Here is an 18,576-nt window from a genome sequence, read left to right as displayed (position 1 = left end):
ATCAAGGCTTCGGGCCTGGGCCGTGAAGGCTCCAAGTACGGCATCGAGGATTATCTGGAAATCAAATACCTCTGCCTGGGTATCTGATCTGTTTCAAGCGCAAAGGGCACGAGAGCGCTGTCCTTTGCGCAGCTTCAAATGTGTCATTTTTCTGCGGCCGGGAACGCCGTGGCAGTCGATCATCGCATGCTGCCGCCGTTGACTTCCCGCTGCGTAATCCTTGAACCACGCCGACCGATGAGCGGCGAAGAGGACTGTAATGAGCAAGACTAACGCTGATCTGATGGCCCGCCGTATCGCCGCTGTTCCACGTGGCGTCGGCCAGATCCACCCGATTTTCGCCGATTCGGCGAAGAACGCTACCGTGACTGACGTCGAAGGCCGTGAATTCATCGACTTCGCCGGCGGTATCGCCGTGCTGAACACCGGCCATGTGCATCCGAAGATCATCGCCGCTGTGACCGAACAGCTGAACAAGCTGACCCACACCTGCTTCCAGGTCCTGGCCTACGAGCCGTACGTGGAGCTGTGCGAAAAAATCAACGCCAAGGTTCCGGGTGATTTCGCCAAGAAAACCCTGCTGGTCACCACCGGTTCGGAAGCCGTGGAAAACGCCGTGAAGATCGCTCGCGCTGCGACTGGCCGTGCCGGTGTGATTGCCTTCACCGGCGCTTACCACGGTCGCACCATGATGACCCTGGGCCTGACCGGTAAAGTCGTGCCGTACTCGGCCGGCATGGGCCTGATGCCTGGCGGTATCTTCCGCGCGCTGTACCCGAACGAACTGCACGGCGTGAGCATCGACGACTCCATCGCCAGCATCGAGCGGATCTTCAAGAACGACGCCGAACCGCGTGACATCGCGGCAATCATCATCGAGCCGGTACAGGGCGAGGGTGGTTTCTATGTGGCGCCCAAGGAATTCATGAAGCGCCTGCGTGCCCTGTGCGACCAGCACGGCATTCTCCTGATTGCTGACGAAGTGCAGACCGGTGCCGGCCGCACGGGCACCTTCTTCGCCATGGAGCAGATGGGCGTTGCCGCTGACCTGACCACGTTTGCCAAGTCGATTGCCGGCGGCTTCCCGCTGGCCGGCGTGTGCGGCAAGGCCGAGTACATGGACGCCATCGCTCCGGGTGGCCTGGGCGGCACCTACGCGGGCAGCCCGATTGCTTGTGCGGCGGCGTTGGCGGTGATGGAAGTGTTCGAAGAAGAACACCTGTTGGAGCGCTGCAAGGCCGTGGGCGAGCGCCTGGTGACCGGTCTCAAGGCGATCCAGAAGAAGTATCCGGTGATTGGCGACGTGCGTGCCCTGGGTGCAATGATCGCCGTGGAGCTGTTCGAAAACGGCGACTCCCACAAGCCGAACGCTGCCGCAGTGGCCCAGGTCGTGGCCAAGGCGCGCGACAAGGGCTTGATCCTGCTGTCGTGCGGCACCTACGGCAACGTCCTGCGGGTGCTGGTGCCGCTGACTTCGCCGGACGAGCAACTGGACAAGGGCCTGGCGATCCTCGAAGAGTGCTTCTCCGAGCTCTGATCGGCATGTCCTGCGCTGTGCGTTGATCCACAAAAAACCCGCTTCGGCGGGTTTTTTCATGGCTGGGACGCTGTTGTACTGTTTGCAGCGGCCTTCATTGGCTAAGGTGCAAGTATTGCAAGGGAGCGATGCTGCATGACTGCTGTGGATTTGCCCGCTGTGCCGCGGGTGTTGATTGCCGAAGCCGACTCGGGATCTCGGGAGCTGCTTGAGCTGGCATTGTCGAGCGTACGTTGTGACGCCCAGGTGGACTCATGCAGCGAGGGGCGGCAGGCCTTGGAGCTGCTGGCGCATAATCCCTACGATCTGGTGATCGCCGATTGGGAGTTGCCGGGTGTCGATGGCCTGAGCCTCTTGCGTGGACTTCGCCAGCAGCAGCGTACCCCGCCGTTGCCCTTCATTCTGGTCAGCCAGCGCAACGACAGCGCCAGTGTGCGCGAGGTCTTGCCGCTGGCGCCGACCGCCTACCTGACCAAACCGTTGAACCGGGAAAACCTGATCCAGCGTTTGCAGGGGTTGCTGCTGAGCAGCGACGAAACCTCTTCCCACGACGTGCCGATGCCGGGGCCGGCACAAACCCTGCCCTCCTTCCTGGAGCGTCGTCGTGACCAGTCCGAAGGCGCGCCGTTGATGACCGATGTGCAACAGGCGGTCAAGCGCAGCCTCAATCCCGGTGGCCTGGACCTTAAAGTGTTCGAAGAGGAGATCCGCACCGACCCGCAAATCACTGCTGTGTTGATTGCGGCGGCCAACAGTGCTGCCCAGCACCAGGGTGGCGCCCCGGTGCAGACCGTGGCCCAGGCGCTGCATCAGCTAGGGACCGGGCAGAGCATGAACCTGATCCTCGGCCTGACCCTCAAGCGCTGTGCGCGGCTCAGTGTCCCGTGCCTGGCGGACTATGCCGAACGTTACTGGGAACTGTCCCTGCACACTGCCGAATACGCCCGGACGATGGCGCGGTTGCTGGACCTGGAGCAGGAGCGCTGTTATTGCGCCGGCCTGCTGCATCGCTTGGGTGACCTGGCATTGTTGCGTTGCCTGGAGGAGTGGAAACAGGCCGGTGGCGAACTGGACGAACCGGAAGAGGTGGGGGATTCGCTGGAGCGTTTCAGCGCTGGTTTCGGCTCGGCGTTGCGCACCCGCTGGCGTCTGCCGCTGGAGCTGCGGGAGCTGATTGCGGCGGTCTATGGCCTGGGGGGCGGGGTTTATTCCCGTGAAGCCCTGGTGATGAACATGGCTGCACAGTTGGCACGCCTGCCCGCCCACGAAGGGCTGGAAGAACTGGCCCGTGGCCGCACGGCGCGTTTGCTGAAGATCGGGTTACCGGAGTTGACGCGGTTGCGCCGCAAGTAGCATCACCACCAGACCCTGTGGGGCAAGCTGCCACGGGATCAGCGGTGCGACTGGGCTCAATACTGCACTGCGATTGGCTTCAAGCCGCGATGATGCGGTTCTTGCCCTGGCGCTTGGCTTCGTACATGGCGGCGTCGGCGCGGGCGAACAGACTGTCGAGATTCTGGTCCCCGGCGGTGATGCCGGTCAGGCCCTGGCTGACGGTGATCCCGTAACTCTGCTCGCCATAGCGGAACGTCAGGCGCTGGATCTCGCGTTGCAGCCGTTCGGCCACTTGCATCGCCATGTCCGGCGCACAACCGGGGAACACAGCGGCGAACTCTTCCCCGCCGATTCGCCCGAACAGATCGCCGCGCCTGAGCACGGCGCGTCCGCTCTCGGCGATTTTCTGCAACACGGTATCGCCTTCCTGATGGCCGTAGGTGTCGTTGATCACCTTGAAATCATCGATGTCCAGCAACAGGAACGCCATCGGCATCTCCTGTAGCCGAGCCTGTTCGAATTCGCGGTGGGCGCATTCGAAGAAATGGCGGCGGTTGCTGCTTTGGGTCAGGACGTCGGTGGTCGCCAGTCGCTGCAGTTCGCTTTCCAGCAACTTCTTTTCGGTGATGTCTTCGGCGATACCCACCACGACCACCGGCTGCCCAGGTTCTGCCTGGCGGTTGATGAAGCATTTGTCGCTCAGCCAGCGGATTTGCCCGTCGCCGGCGATGATGCGGTATTCACGGTCTTCGACGGCGCCCTTGACCAAAACCTCGGCCAGGCTGCGTTCGGCATATTCAAGGTCGTCGGGGTAGATTGCGTCGCGCCATTCGTTGTAGTCGGCCAGGACCAGGCCGGCGGGCCGGCCGAAGATCCGCTCGTAGGCGGGGCTGACATACAGCACTTGCCGGGTTTCCCAGTTGAACGCCCAAAGCACGGCGTTGACGCTGACCAGCAATGAACTGAACAGCTGCTCACGTTCGCTCAGGCGAGCGACTTCGCCTTGGGCGTGCATCAGCGCCATCAGGGTCTGGGCCGCTTCGGGCCAATGAGGTTGGGTTGAATCCTGTAGGTTCTTATCGACCATCGGCACAAATCTCAAAGAGCGTGCAGGGCTGTAGGTTCGCACGCGCTTTCTCCAAAGCCCGCCTGGGTGGCGAAGTGCTCTTGAGATAGGGGAATTGGGGCGAAGTTCCTTTTCGGGCGACGAAGGGCGGGGGATTTAGCGGGGTAAGTCGTGGGGTGAACTGGTGGCGAGGGGATAAATCCCCTCGCCGCACAAGCCCTTCCCTTGCCTCAGGCCGTGGCAGGCCGCAGCGAGTAGGTCTTGAGTTGTTCGGCGAAGTCGCGCAGGGACTGGATGCCGCTGGCCTCGGCTTCGTGGACCCACTGCTTGATGGCCGCGAGCATGTCGTGGCCGTTACTGCTGGTCTTGATCCAGATCTGTTGCAAGGCCAGGCGTTTTTCGTAGATCACCTTGAGCGCCTGGCTGTGCTCCAGCATGTTCTGGATCCGCACATGGTGGCGGTCGTCCAGCAGACTGGTTTCCCGCGACAGCAGGCGTTTGGCCCGGTGGAACTGATGACGCACCGAGTGATCGACCTTCGCCAGTTCCTGCTTGACCAGCGGCGCGATGACCAGCCGGCGGTACTGCGCCATGATCTGGAAGCGGTTATTGAGAATCGCCATGGCCGTGTCCATGTCCACGTGGCCCTTGCCTTCGACCCGGTGGGCAATGGGTGCGACGCGCTGGACCTTGGCCAGGCGCAGGAAGCTGAATACCTGGATCCAGGCCCAGCCCAGGTCGAACTCCCATTTGCGGACCGACAGCTTGGCCGAGTTGGGGTAGGTGTGGTGGTTGTTGTGCAGTTCTTCGCCGCCGATCAGGATGCCCCAGGGCACCAGGTTGGTCGCCGCGTCGCGGCATTCGAAGTTGCGATAGCCCACGGCATGGCCCAGGCCGTTGATCACGCCGGCGGCCCAGACGGGGATCCACATCATCTGGATGGCCCAGATGGTGATGCCGATCGTGCCGAACAGCAGCAGGTCGATGACCGCCATGATCGCCACGCCCAGTCGCGGGAAGCGACTGTAGAGGTTGCGCTCGATCCAGTCCTCGGGGCAGTTCTTGCCATAGATGCGCAGGGTTTCCGGGTTCTGCGCCTCGGCGCGGTACAGTTCGGCGCCTGTGCGCAGAACGGTGGACAGGCCCTTGATGACCGGGCTGTGGGGATCGTCGACGGTTTCGCACTTGGCGTGGTGCTTGCGGTGGATGGCGGTCCACTCGCGGGTATTCTGGGCGGTGGTCAGCCATAGCCAGAAACGGAAGAAATGCTTGAGGCCGGCGTTCAGCTCCAGGGAGCGATGTGCCGAATAACGGTGCAGGTAGACCGTGACGCCAATGATCGTGACATGGGTCATCAGCAGGGTGACGGCCACCAGCGACCATGCTGACAAGCCAAGAAAACCTTCGTACCACATAGGCAGCAGGGCCCTCGATAAAGATAGAAACAGCCGTCGCATTATCTCCACCCCTGCGGATAAAACCAGTCGGCCTTTCAGATAAGAGTGGCAGGATGTTTCTTCCTCTATAATCCCAATCTCTTTGTAGGGACATGGACGACCAATGACGGCCCATCAACGCAGCGCCATGCGCACAGCCATGCTTTACCTCGTGTTGTCGGTTGTCTGGCTGCAATTGGTTGGTTATTTATTGAGCAGTTTCTTCGATCAATCCGATGACCAGCATCGCTGGGTGCTGATCAACGGTTATATCTGGGTACTGGTCAGCACCGGGTTGATCTTCCTGGCGCGGTTGCGGCTCTCGCGATTTCTGGAAAGGGACGGCCACCGCGCCGATCGCGAGCGCCTGCGCCAAGCCGCCGCGGTGTTTGATTGCACCCGCGAAGGGGTGCTGGTGACCGATTGCACCGGTCTGATCGTGCACGTGAACCGGGCTTTCATCGCGATCACCGGTTACGAACGCGATGAAGTACTGGGGCAACGCCCCAATCTGTTCAAATCGGGCCGCCATGGCGCGGCTTTCTACCGTGATATGTTTGCTACCCTGGCCAGTCTCGGTGAGTGGAGCGGCGAAATCTGGAACCGGCGCAAAAGCGGCGAAATCTACCCGCAATGGCAAACGATCCGGGCGATCCAGGACGACAACGGCGAGATCAGTCATTACGTCGCGGTGTTTTCGGACATCAGCGCGCTCAAGGATTCCGAACACGAACTGGCGCACCAGGCCCATCATGACCCCCTGACCGGCCTGCCCAACCGCCTGTTGTTTTCCGACCGCACCGAGCAGGCCCTGGCGTCGGCGCAGCTTCACAAGCGCGGCTGCGCATTGCTGCTGGTCGACCTGGATCACTTCAAGAACATCAACGACAGCCTGGGCCACAGCGTCGGCGACGAGTTGCTCAAAAGGGTCGCCGAGCGCTTTCGCGAGCTCTTTGCGCCGGGCGTGACGCTGGCCCGGCTGGGGGGCGACGAGTTTGCCCTGCTGGTGGAAAACTGCTCCTTGCCCGGGCAGGCGGCGGTGTTGGCCCGGCGTATTCTCGATGCGTTGAAGGAGCCGTTGCGACTCGACGAGCAGGCCTTGTTCATCAACGCTAGCATCGGCATCAGCCTGTTTCCTGCCGATGCCCTGAGCGCCGGTCAACTGCTGCGCAATGCTGATTCGGCGTTGTTCAAGGCCAAGAGCGCCGGACGCGATGGTTATGCCTTGTACACCGAGGAGCTTACCGCCCACGCCCAGCAACGGGTCGAGATCGCCTTCGATTTGCGCTGCGCCCTCCAGCGCGAGGAATTGCGGGTTCATTACCAACCGGTGCATGACCTGGCGACCAGCCGCCTGGTTGGCGTCGAGGCGCTGGTGCGTTGGGAGCACCCCAAGCGCGGGCTGGTTTCGCCGGGTGAGTTCATCCCCATCGCCGAGCGCACCGGGCTGATCGCCCAGATCGATGCCTGGGTCATGGACCAGGCCTGCCGGCAGATGTGCCGTTGGCAGGAGGCAGGCGTGGCGTTGTCGTTCGTCGCGGTCAACGTCTCGAGCCGATGGCTTGGTCATCGCGAGCTGTACGACCAGGTAGCCAGGGTGTTGCAGGACACGGGACTGGATCCGGCTTGCCTGGAGCTGGAAGTGACCGAGAGCGCGGTGATGGAAGAGCCGGAGGTGGCGCTGGAACAGATGCATCGCTTGCGCGAGTTGGGTGTACGGCTGGCCATCGACGATTTCGGCACGGGCTATTCGTCGCTGCTGCGTCTCAAGCGCCTGCCGGTGCAGAAGCTCAAGATTGACCAGGGCTTTGTCGCCGGCCTGCCATGGGACGAGGACGACGCCGCGATCGTCCGGGTGATCATCGCCCTGGCTCGCAGCATGGGCATGCAGGTGCACGCCGAAGGCATCGAGCAGCGCGAGCAAGCGGTGTTTTTGCTGGAGCAGGCTTGTGAGTTGGGGCAGGGGTATTGGTTCGGAAGGCCCATGACGGCGGCGCAACTGGACTGGGATTGTGCGCCGGCCATTGCTTGAAGATCAGTGTCATTGCTTTATGCTGTTTTGGTTATATAAAAATTCTTAAATAGTCTTTTTAAGAATATCTCGCCTTATCTAGTATTGCTCCCACGCCGCAAGCAGTGCCGCCCACTGCCAGGCATTCATTCAAAGGAGCAGCAGCATGAGCGCATCCCTACGTAGCGTTGACGGACAGGACGAAACCACCATCTTGCGTGAGATCCAGAGCGCGTTGCGCGATCTGCGCTTCGGGGCCGTGGAGATCACCGTGCACAACGCCCAGGTGGTCCAGATCGAGCGCAAGGAAAAATTCCGCTTGCAGCAGCCCAGCCATAAGCCGTCTTGAAACAGGTTGGTTGTTGTGGGAGCAAAGCTTTGCTCCCACAGATCCTTTCAGGCCTCACGATTTTAAAGTCATAAGAAAACCAAGAACTCCCGGAGCTTTCACCATGTCGTCCATTCGTCGCTATGCCCTGGCCGCGCTGGCCAGTGCCGTTTTCGCAGGTTCCGCCGTCGCCAAGGATTATGAGCTGCTCAATGTGTCCTACGACCCGACCCGTGAGCTGTACCAGGACTACAACGCTGAGTTCGCCAGCTTCTGGAAGAAAGCGCACCCGGACGACACGGTGAAGATCCAACAATCCCACGGTGGCTCGGGCAAGCAAGGCCGGGCGGTGATCGATGGCTTGCGAGCCGATGTGGTGACCTTGGCCCTGGCCGGGGACATCGATGAAATCGCCAAGTTGGGCAAATCCCTGCCGGCGGATTGGCAAACGCGTTTGCCCGACGCCAGCACGCCCTATACCTCCACCATCGTGTTCCTGGTGCGCAAGGGTAACCCCAAGGGCATCAAGGATTGGGGCGACCTGATCAAGAACGACGTGTCGGTCATCACGCCGAACCCGAAGACTTCCGGCGGTGCGCGTTGGAACTTCCTTGCGGCCTGGGCCTATGGCCTGAAGGAGAACGGGGGTGACGAGGCCAAGGCCAAGGACTACGTACAGGCGCTGTTCAAGCACGTGCCTGTGCTCGATACCGGCGCCCGTGGCTCGACCATTACCTTCGTCAACAACGGCCAGGGCGATGTGTTGCTGGCCTGGGAAAACGAAGCTTTCCTGGCGCTGAAGGAAGACGGTGGCGCCGACAAGTTCGACATTGTCGTGCCGTCGCTGTCGATCCTCGCCGAACCGCCGGTGGCAGTGGTGGACAAGAACGCCGAGAAGAAGGGTAATGCCGAGGTCGCCGAAGCCTATCTCAAGCACCTGTACAGCCCGGCCGGCCAGGAAATCGCCGCGAAGAACTTCTACCGCCCGCGTGACAAGGACGTGGCCGCCAAGTATTCCCGGCAGTTCCCGAAACTGGAGCTGGTGACCATCGACAAGGACTTCGGCGGCTGGAAAACCGCCCAACCGAAATTCTTCAATGATGGCGGTGTGTTCGACCAGATCTATCAGGCGCAGTAAGCTGAAACACGCCTGAATGAGCTGATTACAGTTGCCAAGCTAAAGCCGGACACCGAATTTGTGGTGAGGGGATTTTGTGGGAGCAAGGCTTGCCCGCGATGGATGCGATGCGGTCCTTCAGAAACCGAGTCGCCTCTATCGCGGGCAAGCCTTGCTCCCACCCAGTCTTGCTTCCATGTTTAGTGTTTTTAACCAAGGACTTCTATGTCGCGTCGCATCTCACCCGTCATACCCGGCTTCGGGCTGACGCTGGGCTACACCCTGGTGTACCTCAGTCTGATTGTGCTCATACCGCTGGCGGCCATGTTCGTCCATGCCGCCCAACTCACCTGGGAACAGTTCTGGACGATCGTTTCGGCGCCACGGGTGCTGGCCGCCCTGAAGCTCAGTTTCGGCACCGCACTGTACGCCGCCGTCATCAACGGTGTGATCGGTACGCTGTTGGCCTGGGTGCTGGTGCGCTACACCTTCCCCGGCCGCAAAGTCATCGACGCGATGATCGACCTGCCGTTCGCCCTGCCCACCGCCGTGGCGGGCATCGCACTCACGGCGCTGTATGCACCGACCGGCCTGGTGGGCCAGTTCGCCACCGACCTGGGTTTCAAGATCGCCTACACCCCGCTGGGCATTACCCTGGCGCTGACGTTCGTGACGCTGCCGTTCGTGGTGCGCACGGTGCAACCGGTGCTGGCGGACATTCCCCGTGAAGTCGAAGAAGCCGCTGCCTGCCTGGGCGCCAAGCCGTGGCAGGTGTTCCGCCACATCCTGATGCCGGCGTTGCTGCCAGCCTGGCTGACCGGTTTCGCCCTGGCCTTCGCCCGGGGCGTGGGCGAGTACGGCTCGGTGATTTTCATTGCCGGCAACATGCCGATGAAAACCGAAATCCTGCCGCTGCTGATCATGGTCAAGCTCGATCAATACGACTACACCGGCGCCACCTCCATCGGTGTGCTGATGCTGGTGGTTTCCTTCGTCCTGTTGCTGCTGATCAACCTGCTGCAGCGGCGCATCGAAACCCCATAAGGAGGCGCGAAAAATGTCCCAATCGTCTATTACCGCAGCCTCCACCAACGCCGCCCGTCGTGGCAGCGCGACGTCGCGGCGGGTGCTGATCGGCCTCGGCTGGCTGATCTTTGCGCTGTTTCTACTGTTGCCGCTGTTCATCGTGGTGTCCCAGGGCCTGAAGTCGGGCCTGGGGGCGTTCTTTGTCGCGATCCTTGAACCGGACGCGTTGTCGGCGCTCAAGCTCACCGTGATCGCCGTGCTGATCTCGGTGCCGTTGAACCTGGTGTTCGGCGTCAGTGCGGCGTGGTGCGTGAGCAAGTATTCGTTCCGTGGCAAGAGCATGTTGGTGACCCTGATCGACTTGCCATTCTCGGTGTCGCCAGTGATCGCCGGCCTGGTCTACGTGCTGATGTTCGGCGCCCAGGGCCTGTTCGGGCCATGGTTGTCGGATCACGATATCCAGATCGTGTTCGCGCTGCCGGGCATTGTGCTGGCGACGATTTTCGTCACCGTGCCGTTCGTGGCCCGGGAACTGATCCCGTTGATGCAGGAACAGGGCACCCAGGAAGAAGAGGCCGCGCGCCTGCTGGGCGCCAATGGCTGGCAGATGTTCTGGCATGTCACCGTGCCGAACATCAAGTGGGGGCTGATCTATGGCGTGGTGCTGTGTACCGCCCGGGCCATGGGTGAGTTCGGCGCGGTGTCGGTGGTGTCCGGGCACATTCGCGGGGTGACCAACACCCTGCCGCTGCACGTCGAGATCCTCTACAACGAATACAACCACGTGGCCGCGTTCGCTGTGGCGAGCCTGTTGCTGATCCTGGCGCTCTTGATCCTGCTGCTCAAGCAGTGGAGCGAAAACCGCATCAACCGCCTGCGCGCCAGCGCCGCGGAGGAATAAGTCATGTCGATCGAAGTCCGTAACGTCAGCAAGAATTTCCACGCCTTCAAGGCCCTGGACAACATCAGCCTGGACATCCAGAGCGGCGAGCTGGTGGCGCTGCTCGGTCCGTCGGGTTGCGGCAAGACCACCTTGCTGCGGATCATTGCCGGTCTCGAGACCCCGGACCAGGGCAACATCGTGTTCCACGGCGAGGATGTCTCCGGCCACGATGTGCGCGATCGCAACGTCGGGTTCGTGTTCCAGCACTACGCCTTGTTCCGCCACATGACGGTGTTCGACAACGTTGCCTTCGGCCTGCGCATGAAGCCCAAGAACCAGCGCCCGAACGAAAGCCAGATCGCGACCAAGGTCCACGAGCTGCTGAACATGGTGCAATTGGACTGGCTGGCCGACCGCTACCCGGAGCAGCTGTCCGGTGGCCAGCGCCAGCGTATCGCCCTGGCCCGCGCCCTGGCGGTGGAGCCCAAGGTGTTGCTGCTGGATGAACCGTTCGGGGCCCTCGACGCCAAGGTCCGCAAGGAGTTGCGTCGTTGGTTGGCGCGGCTGCACGAGGACATCAACCTGACCTCGGTGTTCGTGACCCACGACCAGGAAGAGGCCATGGAAGTCGCCGACCGGATCGTGGTGATGAACAAGGGTGTGATCGAGCAGATCGGTTCGCCGGGCGACGTCTACGAGAACCCGGCGAGCGATTTCGTGTACCACTTCCTCGGTGACTCGAACCGCCTGCACCTGGGCGAGGACCGGCATGTGCTGTTCCGTCCCCATGAGGTGTCGCTGTCGCGTACTGAGCTTGAAGACCATCACGCCGCGCAAGTGCGCGACATCCGCCCATTGGGTGCCACCACCCGGGTGACGCTGAAGGTGGAAGGCCAGAACGAGCTGATCGAAGCCGAAGTGGTGAAGGATCACGACAGCCTGGTGGGCCTGGCGAAGGGCGAGACGCTGTTCTTCAAACCGAAGGTCTGGCAGAAAGTCTCGAACCTTTAACAGCATCGTCGCAAGCCGCCTGAAGCAAGCCTGCTGCGGGCGGCGTTCCGACGAGGGTGTCCTCAGCGATCCGAATCCGAATAACACCGCCCTAACTTGCTTCGATTGGTTCTACTCCAACGCCTTTTCCCGGCCCAAACCCTACCTAGACTCTGACATGCCAGGAGGCAAGCAAGAGTCCATGAAGGACCGGTGTCATCTCTCCTGGTGCCCTGATGCCAAGGAGAGAGAACATGAAAGTGGAAGTCCGTCGGCATGGCCCGCTTGGCTGTGCGTTGTTAGGCGTCTTGCTGGGCCCGGCCGCCAGCGCCGCCCCCTCGTTGTCGCCGCAGATTCCCTTCGATGTCACGGTGACCCAACCGGTTTCCCTGCCCAACCTGCAAGCCAATTTCGATGACCTGTCGTGGCAGACCTTCATTGCCCTGAGCTGGCCGGCGCTGGACAACGGTAACCCGAATACCGGCACCACCATCGGCCAGCAGGACGGTGCGACGGTGTGGGAGAGCTGGAAAGAGAGCTATCAGATCTTCCGGGCCAAGGGCCAGGCGCCGCTGCCGTGGGATGCGCCGGCGACGCTTCCCGAAGTGTGCAAGCAACTCAAGCCGGGTCGGCTGTTGCAGCAGATGGGCAAGGTGCCGGATGTGCTGGATGAGTTCATCCAGCCTTTCGAGAGCGGCCCGCTGGTGGACCAGAACGGCACTTACACGCGCAACGAAATCGTGGTCAATCGATCGATGTTCGACGGGATCGTCGACAACGGTTTGTACAGCATCGAAGGCCAGCAGAAATTCTTCGCTGCCAAACCGACTAACACCGTGGCGTTTGCCTGCGGCTCGGCCAACACGAAACAGGTCGGTGCGTTGATGGTAAAGGCGTCGTGGAAGGTGCTGGGGCCCAATGACCGTCGAGAGGATTTCCACACCGTCGATGCGCTGGTCTACACCCCGGGCAACAGCGACCCGAGCCATGGGCCGATTGTCGAGGAGTCGTGCGTGTCCGAACCGGTCGGGCTGGTGGGGTTGCACATCGTGCACAAGACCGCCAGTGCGGCGCAGTGGGTCTGGTCGACCTTCGAGCATGTCAAGAACGTGCCGGAAGCCTCCACACCACCCGCCCAGCGCGTCGGTCCGTATCTGTTCTATAACGCCGCCAGCCAAAGCGCGATCAACCAGCCGCCACCCCGTCCGTGGAATCCGGCGGTCAAGGCAACGCCTTCGCAGATCGTGCGCGAAATACCACTGACCGACGCGACAAAAAGCCTGAACAGCACCTATCAGGCGCTGTTGCGCACGGTCAATCCGAAGAGCGTCTGGGCGAACTATCAATTGATCAGCACCCAATGGCCGACAGACGCGCCTTTGCCGAATTGCCAGATATCGGCCACCAGCCCGTTGGGCAACCCTGCGCCGTTGTTCCTGGCCAACGCCACGCTGGAAACCTACATCCAGGGCACCGTGCCCCAGGCGTCTTCCAGTTGCATGGCGTGTCACGGCAATGCGGCCACCCATGTCACCGAATCCCCGCGTACCAGTTTCGCGGACTTCACCTACTTGCTTGAGCGTGCGCAGTCCACTGGCGGACAAGGAGTCAACCATGAGCAGTGATCTGGACAATTTCGTGGGCCTGTCATCGGCCCTGACCGGCATCCCCACCGATCGGCTGGCACCGCCGATCGACCAGGTGGGTTTGCCGCCGCTCTTCCTTGAGTTCGTCACGCCGCGTATCACGCCTGAGGTGCTCAATGGCTTGCTGACCCAATACGCCACGCTGGCGGCGGACCATGTCCCCCCGGACCAGATCGCCCAGACGATACTGATGGACGGATCGCGACCGGCCGTCACGCAAGCGGCCCTGGCTGCGCGTTCGATCATGAAGTTGTGGTTGCTGGGCGTGTGGTATCAGCCCTACGCCGCCGGCAGCTACCAGTCGACCGATTCGATGGTGGTGTCCGACCAGGCCTACATCCAGAGCTGGGCCTGGAAAATCGCCCAGGCCCATCCCATGGGCTATAGCGAAATGTTCTTTGGCTATTGGAACACCACGCCGCCCAGCCTCGAGGACTACACCGGGGTTGCAGCCAATGAGCAGCCAGGAGCCTCGTCATGAGTACCGAACAAGCAGAAGTGGTCATCGTCGGGGCTGGCCTGGCGGGCAGCATCATTGCTTATCAGTTGGGCATGGCCGGCGTGGAGGTGCTGGTGCTCGAATCGGGTCCGGAGGTGCCGGCCAACCGTGCGCAATACCTGGAGCGTTTCTACACGGCCACGCTGAAGACCCCGGAATCCCCTTACCCACCAGTGTCGACCTTGGATACGCCGCGTGACCCGACCAAGGAAAATGCTCCGCGGGCGACCATCGCCGACCTGATCGTTGGCTGGAACAAGCCGGCGGTCAGCTATCTGGTGCAAAAAGGCCCGCTGCCGTTCACCAGTACCTATGAGCGGGTGGGTGGCGGGACGACCTGGCACTGGGTCGGGACGTGCCTGCGCATGGTGCCGAACGATTTTCGCCTCAAGAGCAAATACGGCGTTGGCGTGGACTGGCCGATCGGCTACGACGACCTGCAAAGCGCTTATTGCCGGGCGGAGGCGGAAATCGGCGTGTCGGCCAATGTCGCCGACCAGGCCTACCTGGGCATGACCTTCCCCGAGGGTTATTCCTTCCCGATGCACAGTATCCCGTTGTCGTTGGTCGATGGCAGTTTTGTCAGCGCCGTGACCGGCCAGACCTTCGACGGCTTGCCACTGGTGGTCAGCCCGACGCCGGCCGGGCGCAACGCCCAGCCTTACGCCGGGCGCCGGGTGTGCGCGGGCAATACCAACTGCACGCCGATCTGCCCGATTCAGGCCAAGTACGACGCCACCGTGACCCTGAACAAGGCCCTGGCCACCGGCAAGGTCAGGGTGCTGTACCGGACCGTCGCCAGCAAAGTGACGGTGGGCCCGGATAAAAACATCAATGGCGTCGAGTTCATTCAGTATCAATTGGGCGAGGGGCCGCAGACGGGTACCGGCGTGGCCATCGGGCAGCGTTACGTGATCGCCGCCCATGCCATCGAAACCCCTAAATTGCTGCTCAACTCCAAGAGCCCGGCCTGGCCCAACGGTGTGGCCAACAGCAGCGGCCAGGTGGGGCGCAGTCTGGCCGACCATCCGATCTACCTGGCGTGGGGGCTGATGCCGGAAGGCAAGACAGTGTTTCCGTATCGGGGCCCGGTGTCCACGGCGGGCATCGAGAGCTTGCGTGACGGCGATTTCCGCAACCAGCGAGCGGCATGGCGCATCGAAATCGGCAATGAGGGTTGGAACTGGCCGGTGGGCGACCCGTACGTCACCGTGGCCGATTTCATCGACGGGAAGAACACCAGCCGTACCAACCCGTTGCCCTCCAAAGAGACACCGCCACCGCCCAGTGAGGCACTGTATGGCACGGCACTGATCAACCGACTCAACGGCCTGTTCATTCGCCAGTTCCGGATCGCCTTCCTGGTGGAACAGGTGGAGGAACATCCCGACCAGTCCAGCAGCTACATCGTGCCTTCGACGGATAACTACAAGGACGGGCTCGGCATTCTCCGGCCGGAGATTCACTACGACCTGTCCGACTACACCAAGGAAGGTTTCCGGCAGGCGAAGATTCTGGCGACCCACATCATCGAGGACCTGCTCGGTGCCGTGGAACTGACGGACATCATTGGCCCAGGGACGTTCGAATACAAAGGTGAGCCCTATAGCTTCCAGGGCGCCGGGCACCTGATGGGGACTTACCGCATGGGCGGTGATCCGGCCAAGTCGGTGGTAGACAAGTACCAGCGCAGTTGGGATCACCAGAACCTGTTCCTGGTGGGGGATGGGGTATTCCCCACCACGGGCACCTCGAACCCGAGCCTGACCATCGCGGCGTTGGCGTTCCAGGCCGGCGACACCGTGGCCAACGACTTGAAGGCGGTGACGATGCAGGTCCAGGCCAACCAGCCCTGGCAGGGCACGGGTGTGCAGATCAACGCCGTGGTGCCGCGCCTGGTGCGCTACGTCAGTGGGCGGTGGTACGCCAGCCCGCAAGGCGGCTGGGTGGATGGCAATGGCGGTTCGAGGCACATCGACTATGACAGCTATACCTTGCCCGGTGCGGCGGAGGGAGCCTTGATCGGCCGGGTTGGCGACGGTGGGACGCCGTTCCTGGTTGGCGATCTGGGGCAGATTCCAAGCGGCCAACAAGGGGAATTGCAGTTGTGCATCAATGATGACCTGACAGGGCGCTATGGGGCCGGGCTGAGCGATAACCAGGGCGCACTGACGATCCGGGTCGAGTTCGGGACGCTGTAAAGCGGTTGTGGGGAGCTTGCTCGCGATAGCGGTGAACCTGCTTGCATCGAGGTTGGAATACCGCCGTCATCGCGAGCAAGCTCGGCTCCCACAGGATTCTCGGGGGCTCACACATCCGGTGTTCACCACAGAGGTCGTTTCACCCTGGCAACAGCTCAGGCCGCCGAGCGCGGGTTGTGCAAGGCAACGGGGCCGGCGCGTTCTTCGATGGCGCGTTTGAGTTCGCCCCGAAGCCCCAGCAGGAAACCCGCTTCGACCACCACGAACAGCGGGCCGACGATCAACCCACTCAGGTCGTCGACGAACGCCGGCTTGCGTCCCTCGTAATAGTGGCCGACAAACTGGATGATCCAGCCCAGCACAAACATCCCCAGCCCGGCGCCCAGCCACACCGAGGTGCTGTGTGCGGCCAGCGTCTGGCCCAGCCAGACGGCCAGGCCCAATAGCACGGTCATCAGCACACCCAGACGCAATTCCAGGCGCAGGTAGAAGCAGGCGCTCGCCGCCGCCACCAGCAGCGCCGGCGACAGCAGGACTGCACCCACCGGCCAGCCCGGACGCGAGAGCAGCACCGCAACGGCGACGAAAATCAGCGGAATGCCGACAAAATGAGTGGCGATGTTGCGTGGGTCGCGGTGGTAAGCCGCGTATTGACTGAGATGATCGACGAGGCTTTTCATTGTTGTTCCTCCTGAGGGGATGCCTGCATGATGCCCCGGTTCCACGAGGCGTTCTGTCAGTTAGCCGACACTTGTCCCGGAGTTTTCATGAATGCGCACCCCTGGCACTCGCACCTGATGGCCGGTCACTGGTACAGCCATTTGCCTGCTGAGTTACACGATAGCCTGCTGGAGATGTCGCGGGTTCGGCATTTGTCGCCGGGGCAGCGGTTGTTCAAGCGCGGCGATCCGCCCTGCGGGATGTACGCGGTGCTCGAAGGTGCGGTGCGGGTCGGCGCGGTGAACGAACAAGGCAAGGAGGCCCTGCTGAGCGTGGTGGAGGCGCCTCACTGGTTCGGTGAGATCTGCCTGTTCGACGGCCAGCCGCGGACCCATGATGCGGTGGCGGTGGGTCAATGTACCTTGCTGCATGTGCCTCAGGCGCCGTTGCTGGCATTTCTGCAAGGGCAACCGCTCTACTGGCGGCACCTCGCGTTATTGATGAGCCACAAACTGCGCCTGACCTTTATCAACCTCGAACACCTGAGCCTGATGCCCGCCCCCGCTCGCGTGGCCCACCGCCTGCTCTTGATCGCCGAAGGCTACGGTGAAATCGAACCGGCGCGCCGGGTCTTGCCACTGCCCCAGGAACAGCTGGCGCTGATGCTCTCGTTGTCGCGCCAGACCACCAACCAGGTCCTCAAGGATCTGCAAGGCCAGGGGATCGTCCGGCTGGGATATGGCGAGATCGAGATCATCGATATCGAGCGATTGCGAGCCCTGGTTACTAGCACAACCCGTCACGAAACTGCCCCGGCGTCATCCCGGTCCAGCGCTTGAACGCGCGGCTGAAGCTGCTGGCATCGGCGAACCCCAGTAGATAACCGACTTCGCTCAACGAGCATTGCGGGTCGCGCAGGTGCAGCAGCGCCAGGTTTTCCCGGCACTCATTGAGCAGCGTATCGAAGCGGCAGCCCTCATCGGCCAGGTGTCGTTGCAGGCTGCGCAGGCTCAGGTGCATGGCCTGGGCGACACGTTCGGCGCTCGGTTCGCCTTCGGGCAGTTGGGCTTCGATGGCCGTGCACACCTTGCGCTCCCAGGTCAGTGGCTTGAGCGGGATGTGGCTGCGCTTGAGCGTGGTTTCGTTGGGCTCGGCCGACGCCGGGTCGGTGTCGTCCAGGTGGCTGTCGAAATCGACGAGGTTGAATTCCAGGCGATCCTGCCCGGCAGCGAAATGCACCGGCGCGCGGAACATCTTGTGCCAGGGCGTGGGGTCTGCCGGTTCCGGACGCCGCAGGTACACCGCCAGCGGCGCGTAGTCGCGGCCTAGCCGGCTGCGACAGGTGCGCAGGTAAATCGCCGTGAAGGCATCGATGGCTTCAAAGGCCGGCGTCGGATGGCCGGAAGGCACCGTGAGGCTGAGGAGATACCGATCTTCGGTGCGACTCAATTGCAGCGTCAGCGCGTCGTTGACCACTGGCTGGTAGCGCACGATTCGCTCGAACACTTCCCGCAGGCTGCCACTGGCAATCAGGGCATAGCCCATGGCGTGAAACGTCGTTGGGTTGACGAAGCGCGACACCCGCAGGCCGATCGCCGGGTCGCCACTGGCTTGCACGGCCAACGCCCACAGGCGGGTGGTGGCCGAGAGCGGGTAGCGGGCGTTCGGATCGTCCATCAACTGTGGGTCCAGGCCGGCCCCAAGGCACAGGGCCTGGCTGTCCAGGCCCAGTGCATCGAGCTGTTTGCGCAGCGCGCGAATCCAGCTGGCGAGGGTAGTCGGTTCAGTCATGGCGACAGGGCTTGCAATCGACAGGTTGGCGTTTACGGCTAACACCCTGC

General features: G+C 62.2%; 17 protein-coding genes. 13 read left to right on the top strand and 4 right to left on the bottom strand.

What is annotated here, in order from left to right:
• The 3 genes from N4Q37_RS27180 to N4Q37_RS27170 form a co-directional block, all read left to right on the top strand.
• A partial coding sequence (locus tag N4Q37_RS27180) for a hypothetical protein (protein WP_260963274.1) occupies positions 1-87 on the top strand: 87 nt, incomplete at its 5' end.
• Positions 88-259: 172 nt separating this feature from the next.
• Positions 260-1,537, top strand: a complete 1,278-nt coding sequence (gene gabT, locus N4Q37_RS27175; protein WP_260963273.1) for a 4-aminobutyrate--2-oxoglutarate transaminase — start codon at positions 260-262, stop codon at positions 1,535-1,537.
• 135 nt (positions 1,538-1,672) lie between these two features.
• Complete coding sequence (locus N4Q37_RS27170) at positions 1,673-2,890, top strand: response regulator (protein ID WP_260963272.1); 1,218 nt, start codon at positions 1,673-1,675, stop codon at positions 2,888-2,890.
• Positions 2,891-2,969: 79 nt separating this feature from the next.
• Here the strand turns inward: N4Q37_RS27170 and N4Q37_RS27165 are convergent, their stop codons facing one another.
• Entirely contained in the window at positions 2,970-3,959 is a 990-nt protein-coding gene (locus N4Q37_RS27165; protein ID WP_260963271.1) for a GGDEF domain-containing protein, read from the bottom strand.
• 209 nt (positions 3,960-4,168) lie between these two features.
• On the bottom strand, positions 4,169-5,353 hold the full coding sequence (desA, locus tag N4Q37_RS27160) for a delta-9 fatty acid desaturase DesA (protein ID WP_260963270.1): 1,185 nt from the start codon (positions 5,351-5,353) through the stop codon (positions 4,169-4,171).
• Positions 5,354-5,498: 145 nt separating this feature from the next.
• Between desA and dibA the strand changes: the two genes are divergently transcribed.
• The 9 genes from dibA to N4Q37_RS27115 all read left to right on the top strand — a co-directional run bounded on the left by dibA (position 5,499) and on the right by N4Q37_RS27115 (position 16,075).
• Positions 5,499-7,406, top strand: a complete 1,908-nt coding sequence (gene dibA, locus N4Q37_RS27155) for a phosphodiesterase DibA (protein ID WP_260963269.1) — start codon at positions 5,499-5,501, stop codon at positions 7,404-7,406.
• A gap of 145 nt (positions 7,407-7,551) precedes the next feature.
• Positions 7,552-7,734, top strand: a complete 183-nt coding sequence (oscA, locus tag N4Q37_RS27150) for a sulfur starvation response protein OscA (RefSeq protein WP_260963268.1) — start codon at positions 7,552-7,554, stop codon at positions 7,732-7,734.
• A 103-nt stretch (positions 7,735-7,837) separates the two neighbouring features.
• Positions 7,838-8,851, top strand: coding sequence for a sulfate ABC transporter substrate-binding protein (locus N4Q37_RS27145; RefSeq protein WP_260963267.1), 1,014 nt, complete (start codon positions 7,838-7,840; stop codon positions 8,849-8,851).
• 204 nt (positions 8,852-9,055) lie between these two features.
• Positions 9,056-9,874, top strand: a complete 819-nt coding sequence (cysT, locus tag N4Q37_RS27140) for a sulfate ABC transporter permease subunit CysT (protein WP_260963266.1) — start codon at positions 9,056-9,058, stop codon at positions 9,872-9,874.
• A 13-nt stretch (positions 9,875-9,887) separates the two neighbouring features.
• Positions 9,888-10,757, top strand: a complete 870-nt coding sequence (cysW, locus tag N4Q37_RS27135) for a sulfate ABC transporter permease subunit CysW (protein ID WP_260963265.1) — start codon at positions 9,888-9,890, stop codon at positions 10,755-10,757.
• 3 nt (positions 10,758-10,760) lie between these two features.
• Positions 10,761-11,750: a sulfate/molybdate ABC transporter ATP-binding protein gene (locus N4Q37_RS27130; RefSeq protein ID WP_260963264.1), complete on the top strand. Its 990-nt coding sequence runs from the start codon at positions 10,761-10,763 to the stop codon at positions 11,748-11,750.
• Between the two features lie 233 nt (positions 11,751-11,983).
• A complete protein-coding gene (locus tag N4Q37_RS27125; protein ID WP_260963263.1) occupies positions 11,984-13,354 on the top strand; it encodes a cytochrome C in 1,371 nt (456 codons plus the stop codon).
• The gene (locus tag N4Q37_RS27120) at positions 13,344-13,856 is read left to right on the top strand and encodes a sorbitol dehydrogenase (protein ID WP_260963262.1); all 513 of its coding nucleotides are present in this window, start codon (positions 13,344-13,346) and stop codon (positions 13,854-13,856) included. Before N4Q37_RS27125 ends, N4Q37_RS27120 begins: the two co-directional genes overlap by 11 nt.
• Positions 13,853-16,075, top strand: a complete 2,223-nt coding sequence (locus N4Q37_RS27115; protein WP_260963261.1) for a GMC oxidoreductase — start codon at positions 13,853-13,855, stop codon at positions 16,073-16,075. Before N4Q37_RS27120 ends, N4Q37_RS27115 begins: the two co-directional genes overlap by 4 nt.
• A 155-nt stretch (positions 16,076-16,230) precedes the next feature.
• On the opposite strand, the gene N4Q37_RS27110 is transcribed toward N4Q37_RS27115, so the two are convergent.
• Positions 16,231-16,755, bottom strand: coding sequence for an Mpo1 family 2-hydroxy fatty acid dioxygenase (locus N4Q37_RS27110; RefSeq protein WP_260963260.1), 525 nt, complete (start codon positions 16,753-16,755; stop codon positions 16,231-16,233).
• Between the two features lie 87 nt (positions 16,756-16,842).
• Between N4Q37_RS27110 and N4Q37_RS27105 the strand changes: the two genes are divergently transcribed.
• Entirely contained in the window at positions 16,843-17,574 is a 732-nt protein-coding gene (locus tag N4Q37_RS27105) for a Crp/Fnr family transcriptional regulator (RefSeq protein WP_260963259.1), read from the top strand.
• On the opposite strand, the gene N4Q37_RS27100 is transcribed toward N4Q37_RS27105, so the two are convergent.
• On the bottom strand, positions 17,522-18,526 hold the full coding sequence (locus N4Q37_RS27100) for an AraC family transcriptional regulator (RefSeq protein WP_260963258.1): 1,005 nt from the start codon (positions 18,524-18,526) through the stop codon (positions 17,522-17,524). The genes N4Q37_RS27105 and N4Q37_RS27100 overlap by 53 nt on opposite strands.
• Between the last annotated feature and the right edge of the window lie 50 nt (positions 18,527-18,576).

Source organism: Pseudomonas citri (genome assembly GCF_025336485.1).
Classification (GTDB): Bacteria; Pseudomonadota; Gammaproteobacteria; order Pseudomonadales; family Pseudomonadaceae; genus Aquipseudomonas; species Aquipseudomonas citri.
The sequence above is the reverse complement of the archived record's forward strand: the minus strand, read 5'-3'. Positions and strand labels throughout refer to the sequence as shown.